This window comes from Kothea flammea (assembly GCF_052161645.1).
Classification (GTDB): domain Bacteria; phylum Planctomycetota; class Planctomycetia; order Pirellulales; family Pirellulaceae; genus Laterigemmans.
Genome location: NZ_CP197414.1, coordinates 2,141,219 through 2,160,821 on the forward strand (window position 1 = coordinate 2,141,219; position 19,603 = coordinate 2,160,821).

The following is a 19,603-nucleotide window of genomic DNA, read 5'->3' on the forward strand; positions in this document are numbered from 1 at the left end:
ATAGGCTTCCAGCCTTTTTATACCCCAGAACTCATTTGAGAGAACACAGCGTAGGCTTCGACGATCGTTGAGAAACGGCTCATTCCTCGCCAAATTGTTTTGGAGCCTGGAGGACCTTGTGCTTTCTTGTTGATGTAGCCACCGAGCATAGCGATCGATTTCATAAATATCTCCATCGTCGGTGGCTCGTTCGGCTTCACCGGTCGACGATGCAAAAAGAGCATCACCGCCATCCACTCTTGATCAGTAAAGTATTCCGTGCATGGGGCATCCGGATCGCTCCGCGTCGCCCCCTTGAGGTATTCCACTCGCCAAGCAACTACCGTCAACATCGAGAACGCCCGAAGATATCGCTCCAGCGTTTCGTACTTCATGTCCTCCACATTCAAACCACTCTTGAGCGTTTTGAAATACAATTCGACACTCCAACGGACGCAGTAACCTTCGAGAACCGCGTTAATCTCTTGGGCTGTACCGATCGGCAACGTCGTCAACAAAACCCAGCGGATCGGCGAGTCGCTAGCAGGCGGAGCGATCTCGAGCGATTCAACCACATTGATCCACACGTTGGGCAATGTCCCACCACCGACGCGGCGACCACCGGCTACCTTCAGGCGGACAGAGCGATACTGCACCAAGGCCTCGCGGGACATACGAGCTTGCTTACGAACACGCTTTGTATCATCAGGAAGCACCGGAGCGTCGCGACCGCCGATGCAAACAGTCTTTTCCCCTCGCCAGGACACCTTCGAAAGGGCTTCGTCAATCGTCTCGACGCCCGCGATCGGCTCGCCGGTCAACGCGTCTCTGGCTTCAATGATTTTCTCGGTGCGGCAGTGGCGAATGATAAAATCAAAGTTATCGGGAAACTCGTTAGCTTGAGTAAGCAATTCACCGATATCGGCTTCGCTGTCTGCCAAAAGTGTAAATTGAGTTTGCGGCATTAATCGAGCGATTTGCTCACCACTTTGCATCATCTCAAGCCACCGGCAGCTCTCCTTTTCTTCAAAACATCGCCGTTTTTGGTTGGCTTTTCGTTCCTTGGCGGTCACTTCCAGTGAAGCCGGATCCCGTGTCCACAAGACCTGATCGACGACCCCCAGGGGAAGGCCGTCCCGATTGACGGCATAGAGCGGATGATAGAAAAAACCGACCCGTTTGTCAGTTCCCAACGGCCCGGCCCCGGCGACTTGCTGTTTGGGCTTAGTCAGGTCAAATTCGCTAGTGTCCTGGGAAAGAAAGACATGTGAATGCTCGGAGCAGCGTTTTCTTGTGGCCTGATGATGGGCGTCGAAGATTTCGTTGACATCCACGTTTGAGTTGTCGGTCAAGCGGTAGATTCCTTTGAGTTCGGCGTTCGAACGAGTGCGATCGGGCGTCGATTCGCCGATCTTTGCTGCCTGGGTTACAAACGCTCGGACACGCTTTTCTCGCTGCAAGTGACCAAGATCTAAAGTTTCAAACTCGCTATCTACCCAATCTGATACCATCTGGTTGCCTTCCGTGAAAAAATTGAACCTCCATCGTGTCCGATTATTCTCTTAGGCTCCAAAATAGGCAAGAAAAAGTTCTGGGGTATAAAAAGGCTTCCAGCCTGTAGCTAAAAAAGAGGTGGAATAGGCTTCCAGCCTGTAGCAAAAAACGGGGTGGAATAGGCTTCCAGCCTGTAACTACCTTGGTATGCCGATTTGGTACCATGCGGATGGTATTCAAAATGTTCCTACAGTGCAGGTGTGCATGTTGGAATTTATTCAAAGAGCTCCGATACAGGCTGGAAGCCTATTCCACGTTCTCAGACAGGCTGGAAGCCTATTCCACGTTCTCAGACAGGCTGGAAGCCTATTCCACGTTCCCATACAGGCTGGAAGCCTATTCCACGTTCCCATACAGGCTGGAAGCCTATTCCACGTTCTCATACAGGCTAGAAGCCTATTCCACTTGGCTAGAAGCCTATTCCACGGGCCTATTCCACTTACTTACCTGGTAGTTCCCAGATGGCGTCGACTTGGGACGTGGGATCGGTCAGCGACTTGGCTGCTCGGCCCAGCAGGAATGCGCTCGGGCGATCGCCGGGGAACTCTTGCAACAAGCGGCCCAAACGATGCACCGACTCGCCGGGCTGCCCCCCTTCGAAATCTAGCAACGCCGCTTCGTACTCTTCACACAGGCGCTTCCAATCGCTCGTCACGCTTGCTACGCATTCGTAGACTGCGATCGTCTCGCGGATCCCGGCAACTCGCAAGCGGGCGAGCCGGCGAGCGCAATCGCGATTACCGGCCGCCGCGACCGAATCGGCCGAAGCAATACAGCGGACGCCGAGGTGTTTGCAAGCACCTTGCAAGCGACTGCCCAGATTTACCGTATGCCCGAGCACTCCATACTTAAACTTTAACCGACTGCCGACGTTACCGACCCGCGCCGGGCCGCTGTTGATGCCGATGCCGACATCCAGCGTGGCGCCGAATTGACTGTCCCAGCGAGTCCTCAGCCGCTCGATCGCGACCAGCATTTGGCGGGCTGCCGTCAGCGCTCGCTCCGCATGATCGGGCTGTTCCTCGGGCGCACCCCACATCGCCAACAGTTCGTCGCCGACGTAATCGACCAGCACTCCGTCTCCATCCACCACACATTGACTGAGCTCGGTCAACACATCATTAATCCACTCGATCGTCAGCTCAGGACCGAACTGCTCAGAGATGGCGCTGAAACCTCGCACGTCGCAGAACAGGACCGAGACATCCGCATCACGCCCTGACAATAAATCGGGGCGGGCCACTAACATCGAAGCGACTCGCGGCGAAAAGAACTCCGACAAGTTGGCCCGCGAACGCTCCTCTTGTTGCCGAGCGATTCCACCAGCCACCGCGCCGGCCAGCACCTCCAGCAACAGAGCCTCCAGCTCGCTGATCCGCGTATCAGCACCCTCGACCGCCAGCCAACGGTCACCGTACAAAACAGCGGCCACCGATTTGTCACGGTCGAGAATCGGCGCCGCGACAACGCTGCTGACGCTATCGAGCGACATGCTCATCATGTCCAAATTGGCTTCATAGATCTGCGTCTGCGCCAGCTCCATCACGCGGCGGAGTACCGACGAGCTGACGCGGGGCAGTTGCCCGTCGCGAGCATGATTGGCTAAGTATTGCGCGCGGCTCCGCCATTGCGATTTGGGCTTGCCACCTGCAGCCGCGGCAGCACCCGTATTCCGCGGCGCGCAGTCGGCCGGCAGCGAAGCAGCCATGATGGAGATCGAAATCGATTGACTGTCGACCGGCATCCCAGCAGGCGACGTCCCAGCAGCGGAAGCGGGAGCAGCGGAGGACGCCGACGATTGCTGCGCCGCATTCGGCTGTTGCCCGCTTGTTTGCTTGGCAGCCGAGTTGGGATTGGGGATCAGAATGGCGGCGCGATCCAAGCCGACAATCTCGACGGCGGCCCGCACGGCCGCTTCCAGGAATCCATCCGAGCTGGCTGCCGCTTCGACCACGCTTAGTGCTTTGCGGACCAGCGCCAACGCATCAGCACCTTCGACCACGCGCCCCTCAGCGAAAGGGCGCATCGTCAACATCGGAGAATCTTCACGCTTGCCCCCGCTGTTTCCTTTCGCCTCGTTAGATCCCGACGAGAGCAGCGAACGGATACCCGACATGTCATCGCTACCGGAAAGCGGTTCCAGCTGGCGATGATCTTGATCACAGATTCGCAGCCTGGCTCCTTCGAGCAAGCGGATTGTGACCGGGGGATTCGCTAGCAGCTGGCGAGATTGCCCCGGCGGAATGGGCCCCGCCAAGTCTTCCATGAAGACGGCGTGCGCGCGGTGCAGATTACGGATTTGAACTTCACCGGCAGCAACTTGGCTGACTTGGAACCACTGTCGCGGCACGGAAGTCTGTTGCGCCTCGGCGATCAACAACCGCGGGCCTTCGTCAGCCATCGATTCTTGGGGATAGCAACGGCCAACCTCAATAGGTCGCACCAATTCAACTTCGCGCACAATTCCTTGATCGTTGATAACTTGCAAATAAACCGTCACGAGTTGCCCAGCTCCGTAAGCCGTTAAATTGCCAAGTTGTCTGCCTAGTTTTCTGCAGTCGGTAACATACCAAAAGAAAAGGCGTAAGGCGTGAGGACGGAATCAGCCGCCACGCGCCATGGACCCCAACGAGCTTGCCTCGTTCGGTGAACAAGGTTGCCAGCTAGCAAGAATCGCCGCGTTGTGCGCCACGTTTTCCCTGCCCGCCCGCCCGCCACGGGGGGTCGGGCGGGCGGCAGGGGATAATATCGCGTGGGATGTGGCGGCCAGCCTAGCCAAAAAAACTGCTTCACCGAACGAGGCAAGCTCGTTGGGGTCGGGCAAATTAATCCTGAGCGGAACGCTCGCGCCAGCGTGTGGTTCTCTTTCGACGCAATGCTTACCCGTATCCATCGCGTTTAGTTAGAGCACAAAAAAACCCGTCTCGACATCATCGAGGCGGGTTTTTCGTTGGATCAAAAAAATCATAGACGAGCATCATGTGCCGTCAGGAGAATCGTCACTCGGGATAAATGGCGGATCATCATCACCGGCAACCAACGCGGCAGCCGCGGCTAGACCACCGATGGCACCAATGCCACCCAGTCCACCACCTGCACCAGCACCGCCGCCACCTGCACCACCACCGAAGCCGCCTCCGCCACCGCCGAAGCCGCCGCCACCGGGAACACCACCGCCTGGCAAACCACCGGGACCAATTTGTCCGGCAGCCAGTGGATCAGTGAACGAGTCGCCGGGAACTTGAGTTGCCGCGACAACGTCCTCGGGCGAAGCGATTTCAATGTTCAAACTGCTGGCGGGGCCAGCTTGCATCGTCACCAGGGTCTCCATTGCATTGGACTGCATTCCGCCGAACTGGGCCGACGGCACAATCCGCACACCCAAAGCGGCAAAGCCTTGAGGGCCAAAGACCAATACGCTGACAGGACCTGGGGTTACACCCGGAATGGCGAAAGACCCATCCGAGGCAACTGGCGCTTCGGCAATCGTCTCACCTTGGCGAGTCAAACGAATCATCATCCCTTCCATATCCATAGCACCGGGCATCAACCCGATCGCTGAAATGCGTCCCAACAGCATCCCGTTGGGCTGCAAGCTAACATCTGGATTGACAAAAGTGGGAGCCGCTTCAGGCGTTGCAATCATTTGATCAGGCGTGGGGCTCCAGCCAGCCGAAGCGGCCGTCTGCGGACCGTACAGGTTGGCCAGCACCGCTTGGCGGCGGTCGGCCGGAATTGAACTGGCCGTAACCAAGTTGATCGGAGTGGCTTGCGCAGAGATGCCACTGATCAGAATTGGCAGAACGATCAGCTCCCTGGTATTGGAAGCAGCCAGCGTGTAGATCCCTGGACGAACCTGAGGAAACATGAAATCGCCATCGGGCGAAGTTTGCACGCGGACCAGGATGCGTCCACCTTGGATCAAGCTGATCGGCAAGTTGGGCAAGCCTCGCATTTTTCCATCCGCCGAGATGGTGCTGAGCGAACCGAGCAGTTCACCCCGCTCATTCAGTTGAGCGTGTTGACGGATCAACACGTTGGGAGCGAGTCCAGCTTGGAGCATCTCTGGGCTCGCAGCGGGTGCGGCCAGCGTCTCTTGCGCCACGGCGGGCAGTGCGCAAACGCCGCTGAGGGCCAGCACACCAAACATCGAACTCAAACGGTTCATCAACATCACCCCGATAAATCGGCAAAAAAACTAAAGCATCAGACGCAACAGCCCCTGAATTGCCCACAGCATAATAGGGGTAACCAATTCAATCAACCGATCTGCACAAAGTTACCCAAATTAACTGAGAACTAATTTTCGCCAATCAATCAGCGATCCCCTCTTTTAAGCGGCTAGTGGCTAGTTGCTAGAGGCTAGTGGCTAGTGGCTAGGCCCCCGTTTTGCCCGCAGGCGACAATGTAGAACGATTGTCCCCAATCGTTTGTTGCCGTTAGCCCCGCCGGCAAAGCCGCAGGCGTCATTCAACCGATTGACCCATTCAGCACCTACCACCCCAGCCCCGAAAAAAGAGACAAGCTCCCCTGCTCGCCAAGATCCGAGAGCTTGCCTCGCCGCCGAAGCGACTCTGCTGCGGCGGTCCTCTACCTAATTGCCATTCGGTGAAAACGGCCCGGGAACAAATGGCGGATCATCATCACCGCCAGCGACCAGCGCGGCCGCCGCAGCTAAACCTCCGATCGCACCCAGACCACCGAGTCCACCCCCGCCGAAGCCGCCGCCACCACCTCCGCCGAAGCCACCTCCACCAAAGCCGCCGCCACCACCTCCGCCGAAGCCACCACCTCCTCCTCCACCAAAGCCGCCACCTCCGGGCACACCGCCAAAGCCATCGACACCCGGCATTCCGCTAAAGCCGTCGACACCGAGCATATCTCCAGGCAGACCGCCGCAGGGCGTGCCACAGGGGCCAAGTTGGCTCGCGACCAGCGGCTCCGTGAAGCAATCGCAGGGGAGTTGAGTTGGCACCACCACATCATGGAGCGGTGCGACTTCGATTTTGAGCGTCTCGCAAGGCCGCCGCGGAGCGGCTACCAATTTTCCCCCAGCCTGCGTTCGTGCTCGCTCAACTTGACTACCAGCAGGCACCAGCTGAACACCCAACGCGGCAAAGCCTTGAGGGCCGAAAACCAGCACGTTGACCGAGCCTGGGGAAACATGCGAGATTGCGTAGCTGCCATCGGCGGCAACCGCAGCTTCGGCAATCGTTTGACCATCACGAGTCAAACGAACCATCATGCCTTCCATATTGACGGTGGCAATTCGCCAACCGATCATTGACAGGCGACCAACCAACGCTCCATCGGGCTGGAGGCTCACAGCCGGGTTGACGAAGATTGGTGTGCTGGGCGGGACGTCAACGAACTACGCTCCTCCGGCCAAACTCCAGTTCGGCCGCCTGCTGGTTTGCGGTCCATAGAGGTTGGCCAACACAGCTTGACGGCGATCAGCAGAGATCGAACTCGCCGTTACCAGGCTGATCGGAGTCGCTTGCGGGGACTGGCCGCTGATCAAGATCGGCAGCACGATCAACTCTTGGGCGTTGGCAGCGGCCAAGGTGTAGACCCCAGGGCTGAGCCCGGGAAACATGAAATCGCCGTTGGGCGAAGTTTCTGCGCGAGCGAGCAGGCGTCCATTCTGGATCAAGCCAATCGGCAACTTGGCCAGCCCTCGCACTTGCCCATTTGCGCGGTTGGCATTGAGCGAACCGATTAGCTCACCCCGCTCGTTCAGTTGAGCATGTTGCCGCAGCAACACGTCGAGAGCAACTCCATCTGGGACTTGATCTGGGCTGCCAATTGCGGCAGGCAACCGCTCTTGTGCGTTGACAGCTATAGCGCAAATGCCACTGAGGGCCAGCGCCACGAACATCGAACTCAAGCGCATCATGAAAATCTCCCGATAAATTGGATAAAAACCGTGCACGAGGGGCATCAGCCCCCTCAGGTGCCGGCAAGCTACCGGGGTGATGGGAATCCATCAATCAATCAGCACGAATTTACCCAAATTAACATAACGCTTGACGAGTTAGCGATTAGCCGTTAGCCCCGCAGCCGGCAGTGTAGAACGATTGTCCTCAATCGTTTGGTACCAAACCCGTTTGCCCGCAGCCGCAGGCGTTTCAGTCAGGCGATTACCCACTCAGCACCTACCACCTTAACGGCGCTAAGCCCAGCCCGGAGGGCGGCATATGAACTGCCGAGCCCGTCAGGGCCCGGTGCGGTCCAAGTCAGCCATTAAAGCCCGGAGGGCGGCATAAGAAATAGACTTGGGCCAAGCGGAAATGTGTCGGCCTCTGGCCTAGACGCTGCGGGTGCTTGGTAACCGGTGGCTGACGCCACCGGCAGGTTATCTGTCGGCCTCCGGCCTGGGCTGATCGCCCGATTTCCACGGCGCAAATCCCGGCCCGGAGGGCGACATATAAACTGCCGGGCCCGTCAGGGCCCGGTGCGGTCGCTCAGAGCCAAACAAAAAATCAGTAAGAAAAAATGGAGATTGAAAAATGCAAAATGCCCCTAGCCCCTAGCCCCTAGCCCCTAGCATCTAGCATCTAGCATCTAGCCACTAGCATCTAGCCACTAGCATCTAGCATCTAGCATCTAGCATCTAGCATCTAGCATCTAGCATCTAGCATCTAGCATCTAGCATCTAGCATCTAGCATCTAGCATCTAGCATCTAGCATCTAGCATCTAGCATCTAGCATCTAGCATCTAGCATCTAGCATCTAGCATCTAGCATCTAGCATCTAGCATCTAGCATCTAGCATCTAGCATCTAGCATCTAGCATCTAGCATCTAGCATCTAGCATCTAGCATCTAGCATCTAGCATCTAGCATCTAGCATCTAGCATCTAGCATCTAGCATCTAGCATCTAGCATCTAGCATCTAGCATCTAGCATCTAGCATCTAGCATCTAGCATCTAGCATCTAGCATCTAGCATCTAGCATCTAGCATCTAGCCACTAGCATCTAGCCACTAGCATCTAGCCACTAGCATCTAGCCACTAGCATCTAGCCACTAGCAATCACCCCTTCCTCACTCGCTTCGATTCTATTTTTACCTTTTCGTTTGGCTTCGTAGAGAGCCTGATCGGCTCGTTCCAGCGTGGTATCAATCGGTTCGGTGGGGCCAGCTTGAGCGACCCCGATGGTGGCGGTGATGGAGAGGTTTTTGCCATCGTGATAAACGCGGGCTTTTTCGATCCGTTCGCGGATCAGCTCGATGCGGCGTTTCGCTTCCTCCAGCGACTTGCAATTCACCAACAGCACGAACTCATCGCCCCCGATGCGGTACACGGTAGCGTGTAAACTTTCACGCAAGATTTTGGCGACCAGCCTGAGGATTGCGTCCCCGGCGGCGTGCCCCAGCGTGTCATTGGCTTCTTTAAAATGGTCGAGATCGAGCGTGGCGATGGCGTAATCGGCCAGTTCGGGCTCGAGCGTCGCTTTGCGTTCGATCCAAGCTCGTCGGTTTGGCAGTCGGGTCAGCGGATCGATGCGAGCATCACGGTCGGAGCGGATTGCGCGGACGATGAGCTCGGAGATTTCCGATTCGCATTTTTCCACGGTGCTCCGCAGTTCTTCATTTTCTTGCTGCATTTTCCGCAGCAGTTGCATGAGTTTTTCTTCGGTGACGGGGGATTGGTTTTGTCGAGCGAGCAAGCGATCCAAGCTTTCCGCGCGGCCGGCGTAGTCTTTCAGCTGCGAGCGTTCTTCGCTGTAGAGGTCATCGTAGGGGAGCAGCACTTCGCTGAGGTGGTCGATATTTTCATCGAGTTGGCAAGTGATAGCGCGGCTTCGAGCTCGTTCTTTGTCGCTCAGCGGCCGGCCGCGACCAGCTTCCACATCAGCTATCACACCTTGGTGGGAGAGCAGCAAGCCGGAGATTTTCGCCAGCAAACCGACGCTGACCTCGGTAGCTTGGGCATGATTCTCGCCGAAATTGGGTATGTCGAGCGATTTATCGACTTTATTGCCGGAGCGAAACCAAAGCAGTCCGCCGATGGCGGCAAACAGAATTTGGCAAACCAGAGCGATCAGAATGACGGTGGGAGTCATGGCAATGTGGCCTAGAGTGAGCATCAAATCAGCATCGACGAGGAGTAGGGAGTCCGCGCCAAGGAGTACCCAACCTCGATTTTCCTAGAGAAAGTTAGGCCGCAAAACGTGACCAGGCAAAAGAGAATAAGGCAAGAAAATACGGGAATCCCCCTAGGAAGAAGAAGCTAGTTGCTAGTTGCTAGTTGCTAGTTGCTAGTGGCTAGTTGCTAGTGGCTAGTGGCTAGTGGCTAGTGGCTAGTGGCTAGTTGCTAGTGGCTAGTGGCTAGTGGCTAGTGGCTAGTGGCTAGTTGCTAGTGGCTAGTGGCTAGTGGCTAGTGGCTAGTGGCTAGTTGCTAGTGGCTAGTGGCTAGTGGCTAGTGGCTAGTGGCTAGTGGCTAGTGGCTAGTGGCTAGTGGCTAGTGGCTAGTGGCTAGTGGCTAGTGGCTAGTGGCTAGTGGCTAGTGGCTAGGGGCTAGGGGCTAGGGGCTAGGGGCTAGGGGCGGACAGGGGGGAGGTGTTCAGGGCGATCAGCCCAGCCCGAAGGGCGGTAATGTAAAACGATTGTTCCCAATCGTTTGAGCCGCAGCCGCCAGAGTGGAACGATTGGCAACAATCGTTCCACCATTCCTAAACTTCCAGCAAATCCCTACTTCCAGGGCGATCAGCCCGGCCCGGCGGGCGGCATGCAAACTGCCGGTGGCGTCATTGTAGAACGATTGTCCTCAATCGTTCGCGGTCATCCCCAGCCCTGCGGGCGACATACAAACTGCCGTTGGCGTCATTGTAGAACGATTGTCCTCAATCGTTCGCGGTCATCCCCAGCCCTGCGGGCGACATACAAACTGCCGTTGGCGTCATTGTAGAACGATTGTCCTCAATCGTTCGCGGTCATCCCCAGCCCGGCGGGCGACAGACAAACTGCCGTTGGCGTCATTGTAGAACGATTGTCCTCAATCGTTCGCGGTCATCCCCAGCCCGGCGGGCGACACACAAACTGCCGGTGGCGTCATTGTAGAACGATTGTCCTCAATCGTTCGCGGTCATCCCCAGCCCGGAGGGCGGCAGACAAGCTGCCGGTGGCGTCAGCCACAGGTGCCAAGCCCAAAAGAACCCAAGCCCGGAGGCCGACACATTCCCGGCGTGTCTGACTCCATTGCATCTGTCGCCCTCCGGGTTTCCAGGACAAAAACCAACACACCGGGCCCTCACGGGCCCGGCAGGTTGTCTGTCGCCCTCCGGGCTGCAAGCCCCTTCGCGCCTCAGGCTGGGCGGGAAACTTACACGCCTGCGGCTCACGGGGCAAACGATTGGGGACAATCGTTCTACATTGTCGCAACTACAGCCGGATCCCCGCCTTCAGACGACTCAGATGAGCATCAATCATCGATTCGTAGGCGGCTAAAAGCCTTGCGTAAGCGATTCCGGAGCGGCCATCGCGAATTCCCTGCTTCACTACTAGCGAATAAAACATCCGCAAGTTTGGCCGGAACGGTAGACGATATGCCAACGACTTCAGAGCGCGGCGACGTTCCACCGAACCTCCCGAAACCAATTTGCGAAAACAATCAAGCATTGGCAAATTATTGGCGAACAGCAGCTCCGCCTCGGCACGAGCATATTTGGCATGTTTAGCGAACCAATCATCCAACCCTTTGTTGTACGCTTCGTGCAAATAAGGCTCTTGCAAGTAACGTAACTTGCCCTCGGTGACTTCCCGTTGTCCATGGCCGTGGTCTTCGAAACGCAAACGCTGGCGATGAAAGAGCCGCACCTGATAAATCGGGTAACCACTCGAGTAGCGCAGCCATTTGTCGCCGAAAATTAGTTTATTGGGGACATAGAAACCTGCTTCCGGCGGATTGGCGGCGAGCAACTCAGTCAGCTCGGCAACCAGTTCGGTTGTCAACCGCTCGTCGGCATCAAGATGCAGGGTCCAGGGATGAGCGTGATCGATGTGATCGATCGCCCAATTGCGCTGCTGGCCAAAACCCGCGAACGGATTGTGATGGACAGGCACATGATAAGAATTAGCGATCTCAAGCGTGCGATCGCTGCTACCTGAATCCAAAACGTGCACATCATCGACTCGCCCGCGCAGGGAATCGAGGCAAGCGGGCAGGTTGACCTCTTCATTAAAGGTCAACACCACAACGGTCAGCGGCAACGTCATCCCGAAACAATATCAATGGGGAATAGGCTGTGGAATAGGCATCCTGCCTGTATGTATCCCACGTCTTTTTTGACCCCCACGAGCTTGTCTCGTGGGTGAATAAGGTTCGCAGCTAGACACCGACCCCCTCAAACCACCGCGTTTAACTTGTGCTCGCCGCTTGACGCGGCGAGCACAAGTTAAACCCGAAATGCTGCGCAGCTTGCGGATTGGGTCTAGCTTCCCAGCCTCGGCTTCCCGCCAGACAAGCTGACAGGGGAGCAAGGCATGATGACTTGTGGGGTATAAATAGGCTGGAAGCCTATTCTACTTTCTTTACAGGCTGGAAGCCTATTCCACTATAGATCATCCGTTTCAAACAAATCGGGCTTCTCGTGATGGCCGTTGGAACTTGGCAGAGCCGCGGGCTCTAGCACTCGTGATTTGCGATTATCGCTCTTGCCTTTAACCGTCACCGATTGCCCCTTGCTGGCATTCAAGTAACGATCGCTGCCGTAGCGGTAATAGCCGTAGCCATACTCGCTGCCAGGTTGCCCGCCGTAGCTGGTCGACCAAGCATTTGCGTATGTCGCGCTGTAGCCACTATCGCCGATCGCGTTGACGATCACGCCGATAATGTTGACATGCAAGCCACGCAGCATCGTCACGGCACGTTTCGACATCGGCTTCACGTTGCGGCCAATCCGCATCACGAACATCACCCCGTCAACATGCGTCGCCACGTTGCTGGCATCCGTCACAGCCAACAGCGGCGGCGTATCGACGATGATCATATCGAAATCAGCCCGCAAATCGTCCAGCATCGCGCCGAACTCGGGCAACATCAGCGCCTCGGAGGGATTATTCGGCTTGGGCCCGGTCGGCATCACATACAAACCTTCCACGGCCGTTGCAAACATTGCCTCGGAAGCCAAACAATCACCATTCAGCACCGAAGACAAACCCAAACCAGCCTCCACGCCGAACAGCGCACTCTGAGTCGGTCGCCGCAAGTCGGCATCGATTACCAGCACTCGCTTGTTAGCCCGCGCCACGCTGGAAGCCAAGTTGGCCGCCACCGTACTCTTGCCGTCACCCGGAAGGGCGCTGGTTACTTGAATAATTTGGTACTCCGCTTCCTTGGTCGCCGTGGCAAAGAGTGCGGTGCGGACCGAGCGAATCGCTTCGGCACCCGGCGAATGCGGGTCGTGCATCACGGTGATTACGCGATCGATCGAATCAAAATCGCCTTCAGGATCACCCTTCTTCTTTTTCTTCAGCAGCATCATCGGCAAGTGGGTCATGATCGGGATGCCCAGGTTCTGAGCAACTTCATCCGGATTACGATAAGTTCGCTCCGACCAGTCAACCAACCAACCAATCATTCCGCCGACCGCTAAGCCGAGAATCCCGCCTAGTAACAAGTTTCGCAAGATTTCAGGCCCGACACGCGCACCCATCCCAGCTGGCCGCAACACATTCACCTGCAAGCCCGGATTCAACAGCGGCAAGCTGGCCTTCTCCAATTGCCCATCGAATGAATTGAGCATTTCTTGCAGACGTCCAATTTGACGCATATATGACGCGTTCTTATTCTCAAAGGCAATCAAAGTATGTGCTCTGCCGCGCACCTCTTCTAGACGAAGCCGAACGTCTGTTAAATCTCCCTCCAACAACTGAAGTTTCTTCTTCAGCCCCGAACGGTAACTTCGCAGCAACGAACGAGCGGCCTCTTCTTGACGTTTGCCAACATCCACCGATTCCGGCTGGTCCAATTCACGGGCTTGCTGAATCTCTCGCAACGCCTTTTCAGTTGAAGCCAATTCACTTTCAATGACTTGGCGTTGAGGGTGGTTAGCCGCGTACAGATCAGCCAACAGATCGGCCTGAACCCGCAAGCCCATCAGCTTTGTCTTTAATTCAACGTCAGCGTTAGGAGCATCGACGATCGCTTGCTGCATCTCGCTGATGCCACTCACGTCATCAAGTAGATATTGAACTTCTCGCAAAACGGCAACAGCGCTCGACTGCCCCTTGCCAGTTTCCTCGATCAACTTCACTTTACTATCTAACTGACGCAGTTCTGTCTCAATTTGGTAAGCGTTATCTTCCAAACGAATCGCGTCTTCGCGATACGGATTGATTGCCTCGCCATTCGCCGACCATTCCAGCGGAGCTTCGCCCCGGAATTCCGAATATTCTTCTTCGAGCGTTTTCAGCTGCGGCAAAATCGAACCCTTCGCCTCGGAGAAGAAGTTCTTTACCGAAAGAATCGCGGTTTGGTGCCGTCCATTGACGTACTCCTCATAAGCCTGCACGATCGCGTTAACAGCTGCGGATGAGAGCCCCGGATCGGTGGAGACGTACTTCACTTGTACCATCGTGCGGTCTTTGCCCTCGGCCCCGCTTTCGAATGGTGGTGCAACGGTCAAGCCTTCGCGAAGAACGCCAAGCACCGCGCCTGGTTCGCTTGGCATTCCTGGGAATGCCCCCAGTTGCCCAATTTCTATCGCTGCTTTCAGTACCTTGTCACTCTTAATTTCCGCATCAATAAACACTACTGTCGGAGTGAGATCTTGAACTTCTTCGATCGCGCTTCCCGTAGAGGTTTGGTTTTGTTGTCGATAAACCTCTACCAATGCTAGCGAAGCAAATGTTTCGTCTTGCGTGGAGTGGTACCAAAACCCGCCGCCGAGCCCGCAAAGCAAAAAGAAGATCAAAATGCCCTTACGCCGCCAAGCAACTCCCAGCAGCGAAGCACCTCCAGCTTGCGGCATTCCGGCAGCAGGCTGCGTTCCCATCTCAACGGGGGCATATTGGACCGATGGCTGTTGCATTGCGATTCAATTCTCGATTGGAATCTGATGGCGAAGCGAGCCGAACATTCTCGGCCCCGTGCTTAATCGTAAAATTCTAGGTTACGCTCAGTGCGTTGGATGAGCCTCCATGCCCGTCTGAGTCCACAAAACCATCCGTAGGATGGGTCTCTAGGCCCGTCTCGTTCCGTCTTCGTCAGGTCTATTTGTTTGTAGACGGGCCTGGAGACCCGTCCTACATGATTGGTTACTTTCGCCGGGGCAATCGTCGACTTTCGACCTCCAGCATACGGGTCGGGTGCGTTTTCGTCAAAAGCTCAGCACAAAAAAATGCCCCCACCGAGGGGAAACATGTCAGATGTAACGGTTATTCCTGCGGAGCGGTTTCTACTCCCGCTGCTTGATCGCGAAACTCTTGCGCCATCGCCGGATCGCCCAGTTGGTCGTACAACCTTGCCAGCTTTTCCTGCAGTGGGCGTTTGTTTTTCGTTGTCGCCAAAGCCTGCTGGTAATCGGCGGCCGCCTTGGCGAGCTGACCCATTTTCTCGTAAATTTCGCCTCGCGTGTCGCGAAACTCCGCATTCGCGGCATCCGACTCGACAGCTTGGTTCACTAAATTGAGTGCCGCTTCCAAATCGGGATTCTCCTCCTGACTCATCAAATAGGCCAAATTGTTGGCGATGATCGGCATCCGCGAATCCAATTCGATCGCTTGCTGCATGTTCAGCATCGCCAACTGCTGATTCCCGGCAATCCACTCGATGGTACCAAGCGTAAAGTGGGCCATGGCCGATGAGTTGCCGGTCGAAATCATCTGACGCATCGCATCACGGCTAGCATTTAGCCGTTCCGGCGAAGAGCGGGCAAAGGTGACCAGCCGCGTCAAGGCGGGTTGATAATTGGGCTCGTAGTCGAGGGACATCCGCAAATAACGAAACGCCTTGGCGACCCCATCAGGAGTGCTCGCCTCAACGTCGTACATCCGCGTGAACACGGCGGCCAACAATTGCCGAAAGGAAGCGTTATCTTCGTTCAGCAATCCTTCTTTCAGTAATTTTTCCGCATCGGGCAACGCACCGATGTAAAACAAACTGGTGGCGTACAGCAGCCGATTCTCCGAATCGGCGGGATCACGCAGGAACTGTTGTTCCAGAGTTCGCTGCGCGGTCGCCAGGCTGGCGCGAACCCCTTCCGCGTCATTCATCCGAGCTTGCAACTCGGCCACTTGCAGCCACATCGCGGGCTCTTCTTCCGCGGCGGTGCGAAAGTGCGTGATCGCATCTTCCAATTCGCCGCCGACCAGATAATACGTTCCCCACGACTTTTGAATCGGAGCCGACTTGGGGCGATCGGCGTGGGAGAGGTGCCAAAACCAGCTTTCCAAGCTTTCCACCTGCTTAGTCTTGGTCACTTTTTCAGCGGTGCGGATCGCCAAATAGCGGTGAGCGGCCGGCAGGCCGACCGTGCCGACCCCAGCCAGCGAACTCATCAGCACATCGGCCCGATCGAATTGTTCGTTCGCTTCGTAAGCGCGGGCCAAGGAGAACATAACGTCACGTTGGCTGACATTCTCCCCCATCATCGCTTTTTGCAGAAAGATCTGAGCGATTTCGGCTTCGCCTTTAGCCAGCTGCTGCTCGCCGGCCCGCCAGTATTGCAAGCCGCTGCCAGTTTGTTTGACGTGGCCCATAGCGGTCGCGGCAACAAAGCCGACCAGCAGCAGAATTGCGGGGATCCCCAATAGCAGATCGCGCCATTGGCGACGTTGGCGAGCGAGATGATCAGCCCAAGTTTTTACGCTAAGACCGAACGAGCGGCCAATTGCTAGAGGTAATTTAGCCAGCCACCGAAAGGGAGCCAACCAAACCGAACCGCCCGTGGGCCCCCGAGAAGTCGCAGCCGCTTGTCGACGCAGCTGACGCTGCAGCTGATATTTCCGCCAAAAAGAAAACATAGAACCTAAGTCAAAAAGTGAAATAGGCTTCCAGCCCGAATATGGAATAGGCTTCCAGCCTGTCCGCTAACATCTAAAGTACGCTGCCAGTGGAATAGGCTTCTAGCTGTAGACACCCTCAGCTTTCAGCCTGCAAGTGGAATAGGCTTCCAGCCTGTAATCTAACCTTCTAAACCTGAAACCTGTACAGGCTAGAAGCCTATTCCACTCAAACCTATACAGGCTGGACGCCTATTCCACTGAACCTGTACAGGCTAGAAGCCTATTCTACTGAACCTGTACAGGCTGGAAGCCTATTCCACTAAAACCTGTACGGGCTGGAAACCTATTCTACTTTTGTCTTATACAACTCCTCGACTGCCAACCAAAACAACGCTTCATTCTCTTTGCGTTGTTCCGCGGAGATCTCACCCGGTCTTTGATCCATCATCTGCAACTGGATCACGCCACCGCGAAAGCCTTCTCGATCCTGAGTCCCGATCCCGAACCGCCGCACCAACCCCATCACGCTATCTCCAAAATAGGCGGGCGGTTTTACATCGGCACCCTCGGGATCGATGCAAGCGTACAACACTTGGGCATTATCAATCGGTGCACGCTTTATCAATAACTCACAGGCGTAATAGGCCTCGCCGCCGCGGTCGGTATCGATTGTCAACATATCTTTGACACTCCAGCCGGTACCCCGATAGCAAACAGCCCAATCGTGCCAGGCGTCATAGGGACCATCAATGCTGATAATCACGTTGCGGCCGACCGGCGAAGTGTATTGCCAGACGTTGCTGACCATCCCGCCGAAAATGCTATCCTCGCCGCGCTCCTCCGAGTAAAACCCTGTTTGCCGCCACTCGCCAATCGTCTCCGGCAGCGACTCTTCACTAAAACCTTCTAAATTAACATACGTCAGCTTGGCCATTTCCTCGATCGACATTGTCGCGCCGCTGGGAGCGGAGTAGCTGAAAAACAACGCTGAAACAACCAATCCGACTGCTGCGCCCGCCGCTACGATCCCCAGTCCAATCTGGGGAGAGAGTGGCAGATCGAGCCATTTTGATTCTTTGACGCGTGCAAACGCTTCGTCCCAATCAGTAAACTCGGTCGTTCCGGCCGGGTTAAGATATCGCAGGAAATAATCGCCGCTGATCGCCAGCAACACGCCGACGGCGAACGTCACCATCCCCAGCATCTCATGATAAGCGGGACTGGAGAGGTCCATCCCCAGACGCGATTGGCCGTAGACCGTTAAGAACACTCGCAGCGCGTTGGCCACCACGACCCATAGCAGCAATTGGGCGAGGAATAGCACCACTCGCCACAAGCGATAATGGCGGTAGACGCCGTAGCCCATTCCCACGGCCACTGCCGCGAAAACGCTGTGAATCCCGCTGCAAGCATCCTTGACGTAATAATCTTGACCGGGAGTTTGGATCGACACACCGGTGGTAAAGTGCATCACGTTCGTCAGGTCCAACCAAACGCTGGCCATCCAAGTGGCCAAGTTCTGCAGCGCGACCACGAACCAGTTGTCGAAACCGACAGGCAGCGGAACCGCGGCGGCGATCAACAACACGGGGCCAAACAGAAACAGCGCCAATTGGCGACCGCCAATGAAATTGATGGCGGCGATCAGCAGGCTGACCCCCGCCAAGCTAGCCGCCCAGCGGCTAGGCAAAACAAATACGGTCGCCGTCAGCACCAGTGTGAGTCCGATCCAGATCAGCACCCGCAGCGAGAGTACACCTTGGAAGGGGACGCTACGGCCGCGCAGCCGCCAACCGGCCAGGCCGGCACCGGCGAGGAGCAGCAGGGGAAAGTGTTGGTAGTAGTCGCGGCTGAGCATCCAGCGGCCGAGCGACAGCAGCGGCAGCAGCAGAGCCAGCGCGCAAGCGACCAGCACGCCGATGACCGCCCACTGAGTCGGCGAGAAGCGGCCCCCAAGCTGCACATTGGAAGTGGCGACCGATTGATGTTGAGCAACAGTATTCGCAGATTGCATCGTGCTGAAAACTTTATTTGAATCTAAAAGTTAAACAACTATCTAGTTCCCAGGCTCCCGCCTGAAAGTGGAATAGGCATCCTGCCTGTACTCTTCCCACTAAGTGGAATAGGCATCCTGCCTGTACGCTTCCTACTAAGCAGCTAGCCGCACCCCCCAAAAACCTCAAACTCCACAAATTGATACCGAATCAATCAGACACTCAAGCGGCAAATCACGCAACTCTACCTTCCAAATAAGCACCGTCCGGCAACTGCCAAATTTTTCCAGCCAAGCGTTCCAGCCGCACCTGCCCACAAGCCCCACAGCCACACTCCGCCTCTTAACCAAACGTCAGAACCCCCACCTCTGTACCCTCGATCCCCAGCGATTTCTCAACAAACACCCGAAGCACCAACAAAAAAAGGGCCCCGAAAACGAATCCGGAGCCCTTAATTTCAATCTGCACGTCGGACGCGCAATTCTAACTCAGGCCAGCAATCAGGCGCTAGCTGCTTTACGGCGCTTACGCCAAGACGCGACACCACCACCAGCACCGATCATACCGATCAGGGCCATAGTGGCAGGCTCAGGAACGGCTTGCAGCGACGAGGCTGAAATCGTGAAAGGGCTTGTATCCGACGTGAACCGGAACTGCAGCGTGTCCACACTACCAACAAAACCAGTCAAGTCGAAAACCAAGTCGCTACCAACCATTGAGTTGGTACCGGCTGCAGAACCATTAACGAACGAAGAAACCAAAACTGGACCGCCAGTCGTTGCGAAATCGGTCAAAACGAACTTGGTTCGATAGCCGAAGTCAAATGAGTTCAGCCCACCGTAAGTTACGACGGCGTTCGAGAACGCATTTTGACCAACGCTCAACGTTCCGCTGTTGATGTCGCCGTAAACGGTTGACCCGCCGATGTCAACTGTTGCCCGGCCCAGCTCAAAGCCGGTAGCCGTGTTGCTATCGTCAAAGTCGTCCAAGAGCAAAAATCCTGCCGATGCATTTGCACTCAGGCAGGCTGCGAGCATCAAGCTCGCCAAACCAGCAAATTTCATAAAGTAAACTCCCACAACATGTTGTCGTACGTAAAAACACTCGATTTGCGCAAGTGAGCGAGA

General features: G+C 56.0%; 11 protein-coding genes. All 11 read right to left on the reverse strand.

Going from position 1 to position 19,603, the window contains the following annotated elements; genetic code table 11:
* Positions 1-17: 17 nt before the first annotated feature.
* On the reverse strand, positions 18-1,490 hold the full coding sequence (locus tag SH139x_RS07610) for an IS4 family transposase (protein WP_488354676.1): 1,473 nt from the start codon (positions 1,488-1,490) through the stop codon (positions 18-20).
* Between the two features lie 482 nt (positions 1,491-1,972).
* Positions 1,973-4,033: an adenylate/guanylate cyclase domain-containing protein gene (locus SH139x_RS07615; protein ID WP_488354677.1), complete on the reverse strand. Its 2,061-nt coding sequence runs from the start codon at positions 4,031-4,033 to the stop codon at positions 1,973-1,975.
* A gap of 477 nt (positions 4,034-4,510) precedes the next feature.
* The gene (locus tag SH139x_RS07620; RefSeq protein ID WP_488354678.1) at positions 4,511-5,701 is read right to left on the reverse strand and encodes a hypothetical protein; all 1,191 of its coding nucleotides are present in this window, start codon (positions 5,699-5,701) and stop codon (positions 4,511-4,513) included.
* A 426-nt stretch (positions 5,702-6,127) separates the two neighbouring features.
* Positions 6,128-6,859 carry a hypothetical protein gene (locus tag SH139x_RS07625; RefSeq protein WP_488354679.1) on the reverse strand — a complete coding sequence of 244 codons (732 nt, stop codon included), beginning with the start codon at positions 6,857-6,859 and terminating at the stop codon, positions 6,128-6,130.
* Positions 6,860-6,904: 45 nt separating this feature from the next.
* A complete protein-coding gene (locus SH139x_RS07630) occupies positions 6,905-7,429 on the reverse strand; it encodes a hypothetical protein (protein WP_488354680.1) in 525 nt (174 codons plus the stop codon).
* Between the two features lie 1,123 nt (positions 7,430-8,552).
* Complete coding sequence (locus SH139x_RS07635; protein WP_488354681.1) at positions 8,553-9,623, reverse strand: GGDEF domain-containing protein; 1,071 nt, start codon at positions 9,621-9,623, stop codon at positions 8,553-8,555.
* Positions 9,624-10,917: 1,294 nt separating this feature from the next.
* A complete protein-coding gene (locus SH139x_RS07640; RefSeq protein WP_488354682.1) occupies positions 10,918-11,751 on the reverse strand; it encodes a glycosyltransferase family 2 protein in 834 nt (277 codons plus the stop codon).
* A 338-nt stretch (positions 11,752-12,089) separates the two neighbouring features.
* Positions 12,090-14,567, reverse strand: a complete 2,478-nt coding sequence (locus tag SH139x_RS07645; protein ID WP_488354683.1) for a polysaccharide biosynthesis tyrosine autokinase — start codon at positions 14,565-14,567, stop codon at positions 12,090-12,092.
* Positions 14,568-14,913: 346 nt separating this feature from the next.
* A complete protein-coding gene (locus SH139x_RS07650) occupies positions 14,914-16,500 on the reverse strand; it encodes a tetratricopeptide repeat protein (RefSeq protein WP_488354684.1) in 1,587 nt (528 codons plus the stop codon).
* 325 nt (positions 16,501-16,825) lie between these two features.
* Entirely contained in the window at positions 16,826-18,496 is a 1,671-nt protein-coding gene (gene xrtU / locus SH139x_RS07655; protein WP_488354685.1) for an exosortase U, read from the reverse strand.
* A 480-nt stretch (positions 18,497-18,976) separates the two neighbouring features.
* On the reverse strand, positions 18,977-19,540 hold the full coding sequence (locus SH139x_RS07660; RefSeq protein WP_488354686.1) for a PEP-CTERM sorting domain-containing protein: 564 nt from the start codon (positions 19,538-19,540) through the stop codon (positions 18,977-18,979).
* Positions 19,541-19,603: the final 63 nt, after the last annotated feature.

What these genes read in the sequence shown, in the direction of transcription:
- SH139x_RS07610 (WP_488354676.1), bottom strand. Translation starts at nt 1,490, where the DNA reads ATGGTATCAGATTGGGTAGATAGCGAGTTTGAAACTTTAGATCTTGGT.
- SH139x_RS07640 (WP_488354682.1), bottom strand. Translation starts at nt 11,751, where the DNA reads ATGACGTTGCCGCTGACCGTTGTGGTGTTGACCTTTAATGAAGAGGTC.
- SH139x_RS07650 (WP_488354684.1), bottom strand. Translation starts at nt 16,500, where the DNA reads ATGTTTTCTTTTTGGCGGAAATATCAGCTGCAGCGTCAGCTGCGTCGA.
- SH139x_RS07645 (WP_488354683.1), bottom strand. Translation starts at nt 14,567, where the DNA reads ATGCAACAGCCATCGGTCCAATATGCCCCCGTTGAGATGGGAACGCAG.
- SH139x_RS07660 (WP_488354686.1), bottom strand. Translation starts at nt 19,540, where the DNA reads ATGAAATTTGCTGGTTTGGCGAGCTTGATGCTCGCAGCCTGCCTGAGT.
- SH139x_RS07630 (WP_488354680.1), bottom strand. Translation starts at nt 7,429, where the DNA reads ATGATGCGCTTGAGTTCGATGTTCGTGGCGCTGGCCCTCAGTGGCATT.
- SH139x_RS07620 (WP_488354678.1), bottom strand. Translation starts at nt 5,701, where the DNA reads ATGAACCGTTTGAGTTCGATGTTTGGTGTGCTGGCCCTCAGCGGCGTT.
- SH139x_RS07635 (WP_488354681.1), bottom strand. Translation starts at nt 9,623, where the DNA reads ATGCTCACTCTAGGCCACATTGCCATGACTCCCACCGTCATTCTGATC.
- xrtU (WP_488354685.1), bottom strand. Translation starts at nt 18,496, where the DNA reads ATGCAATCTGCGAATACTGTTGCTCAACATCAATCGGTCGCCACTTCC.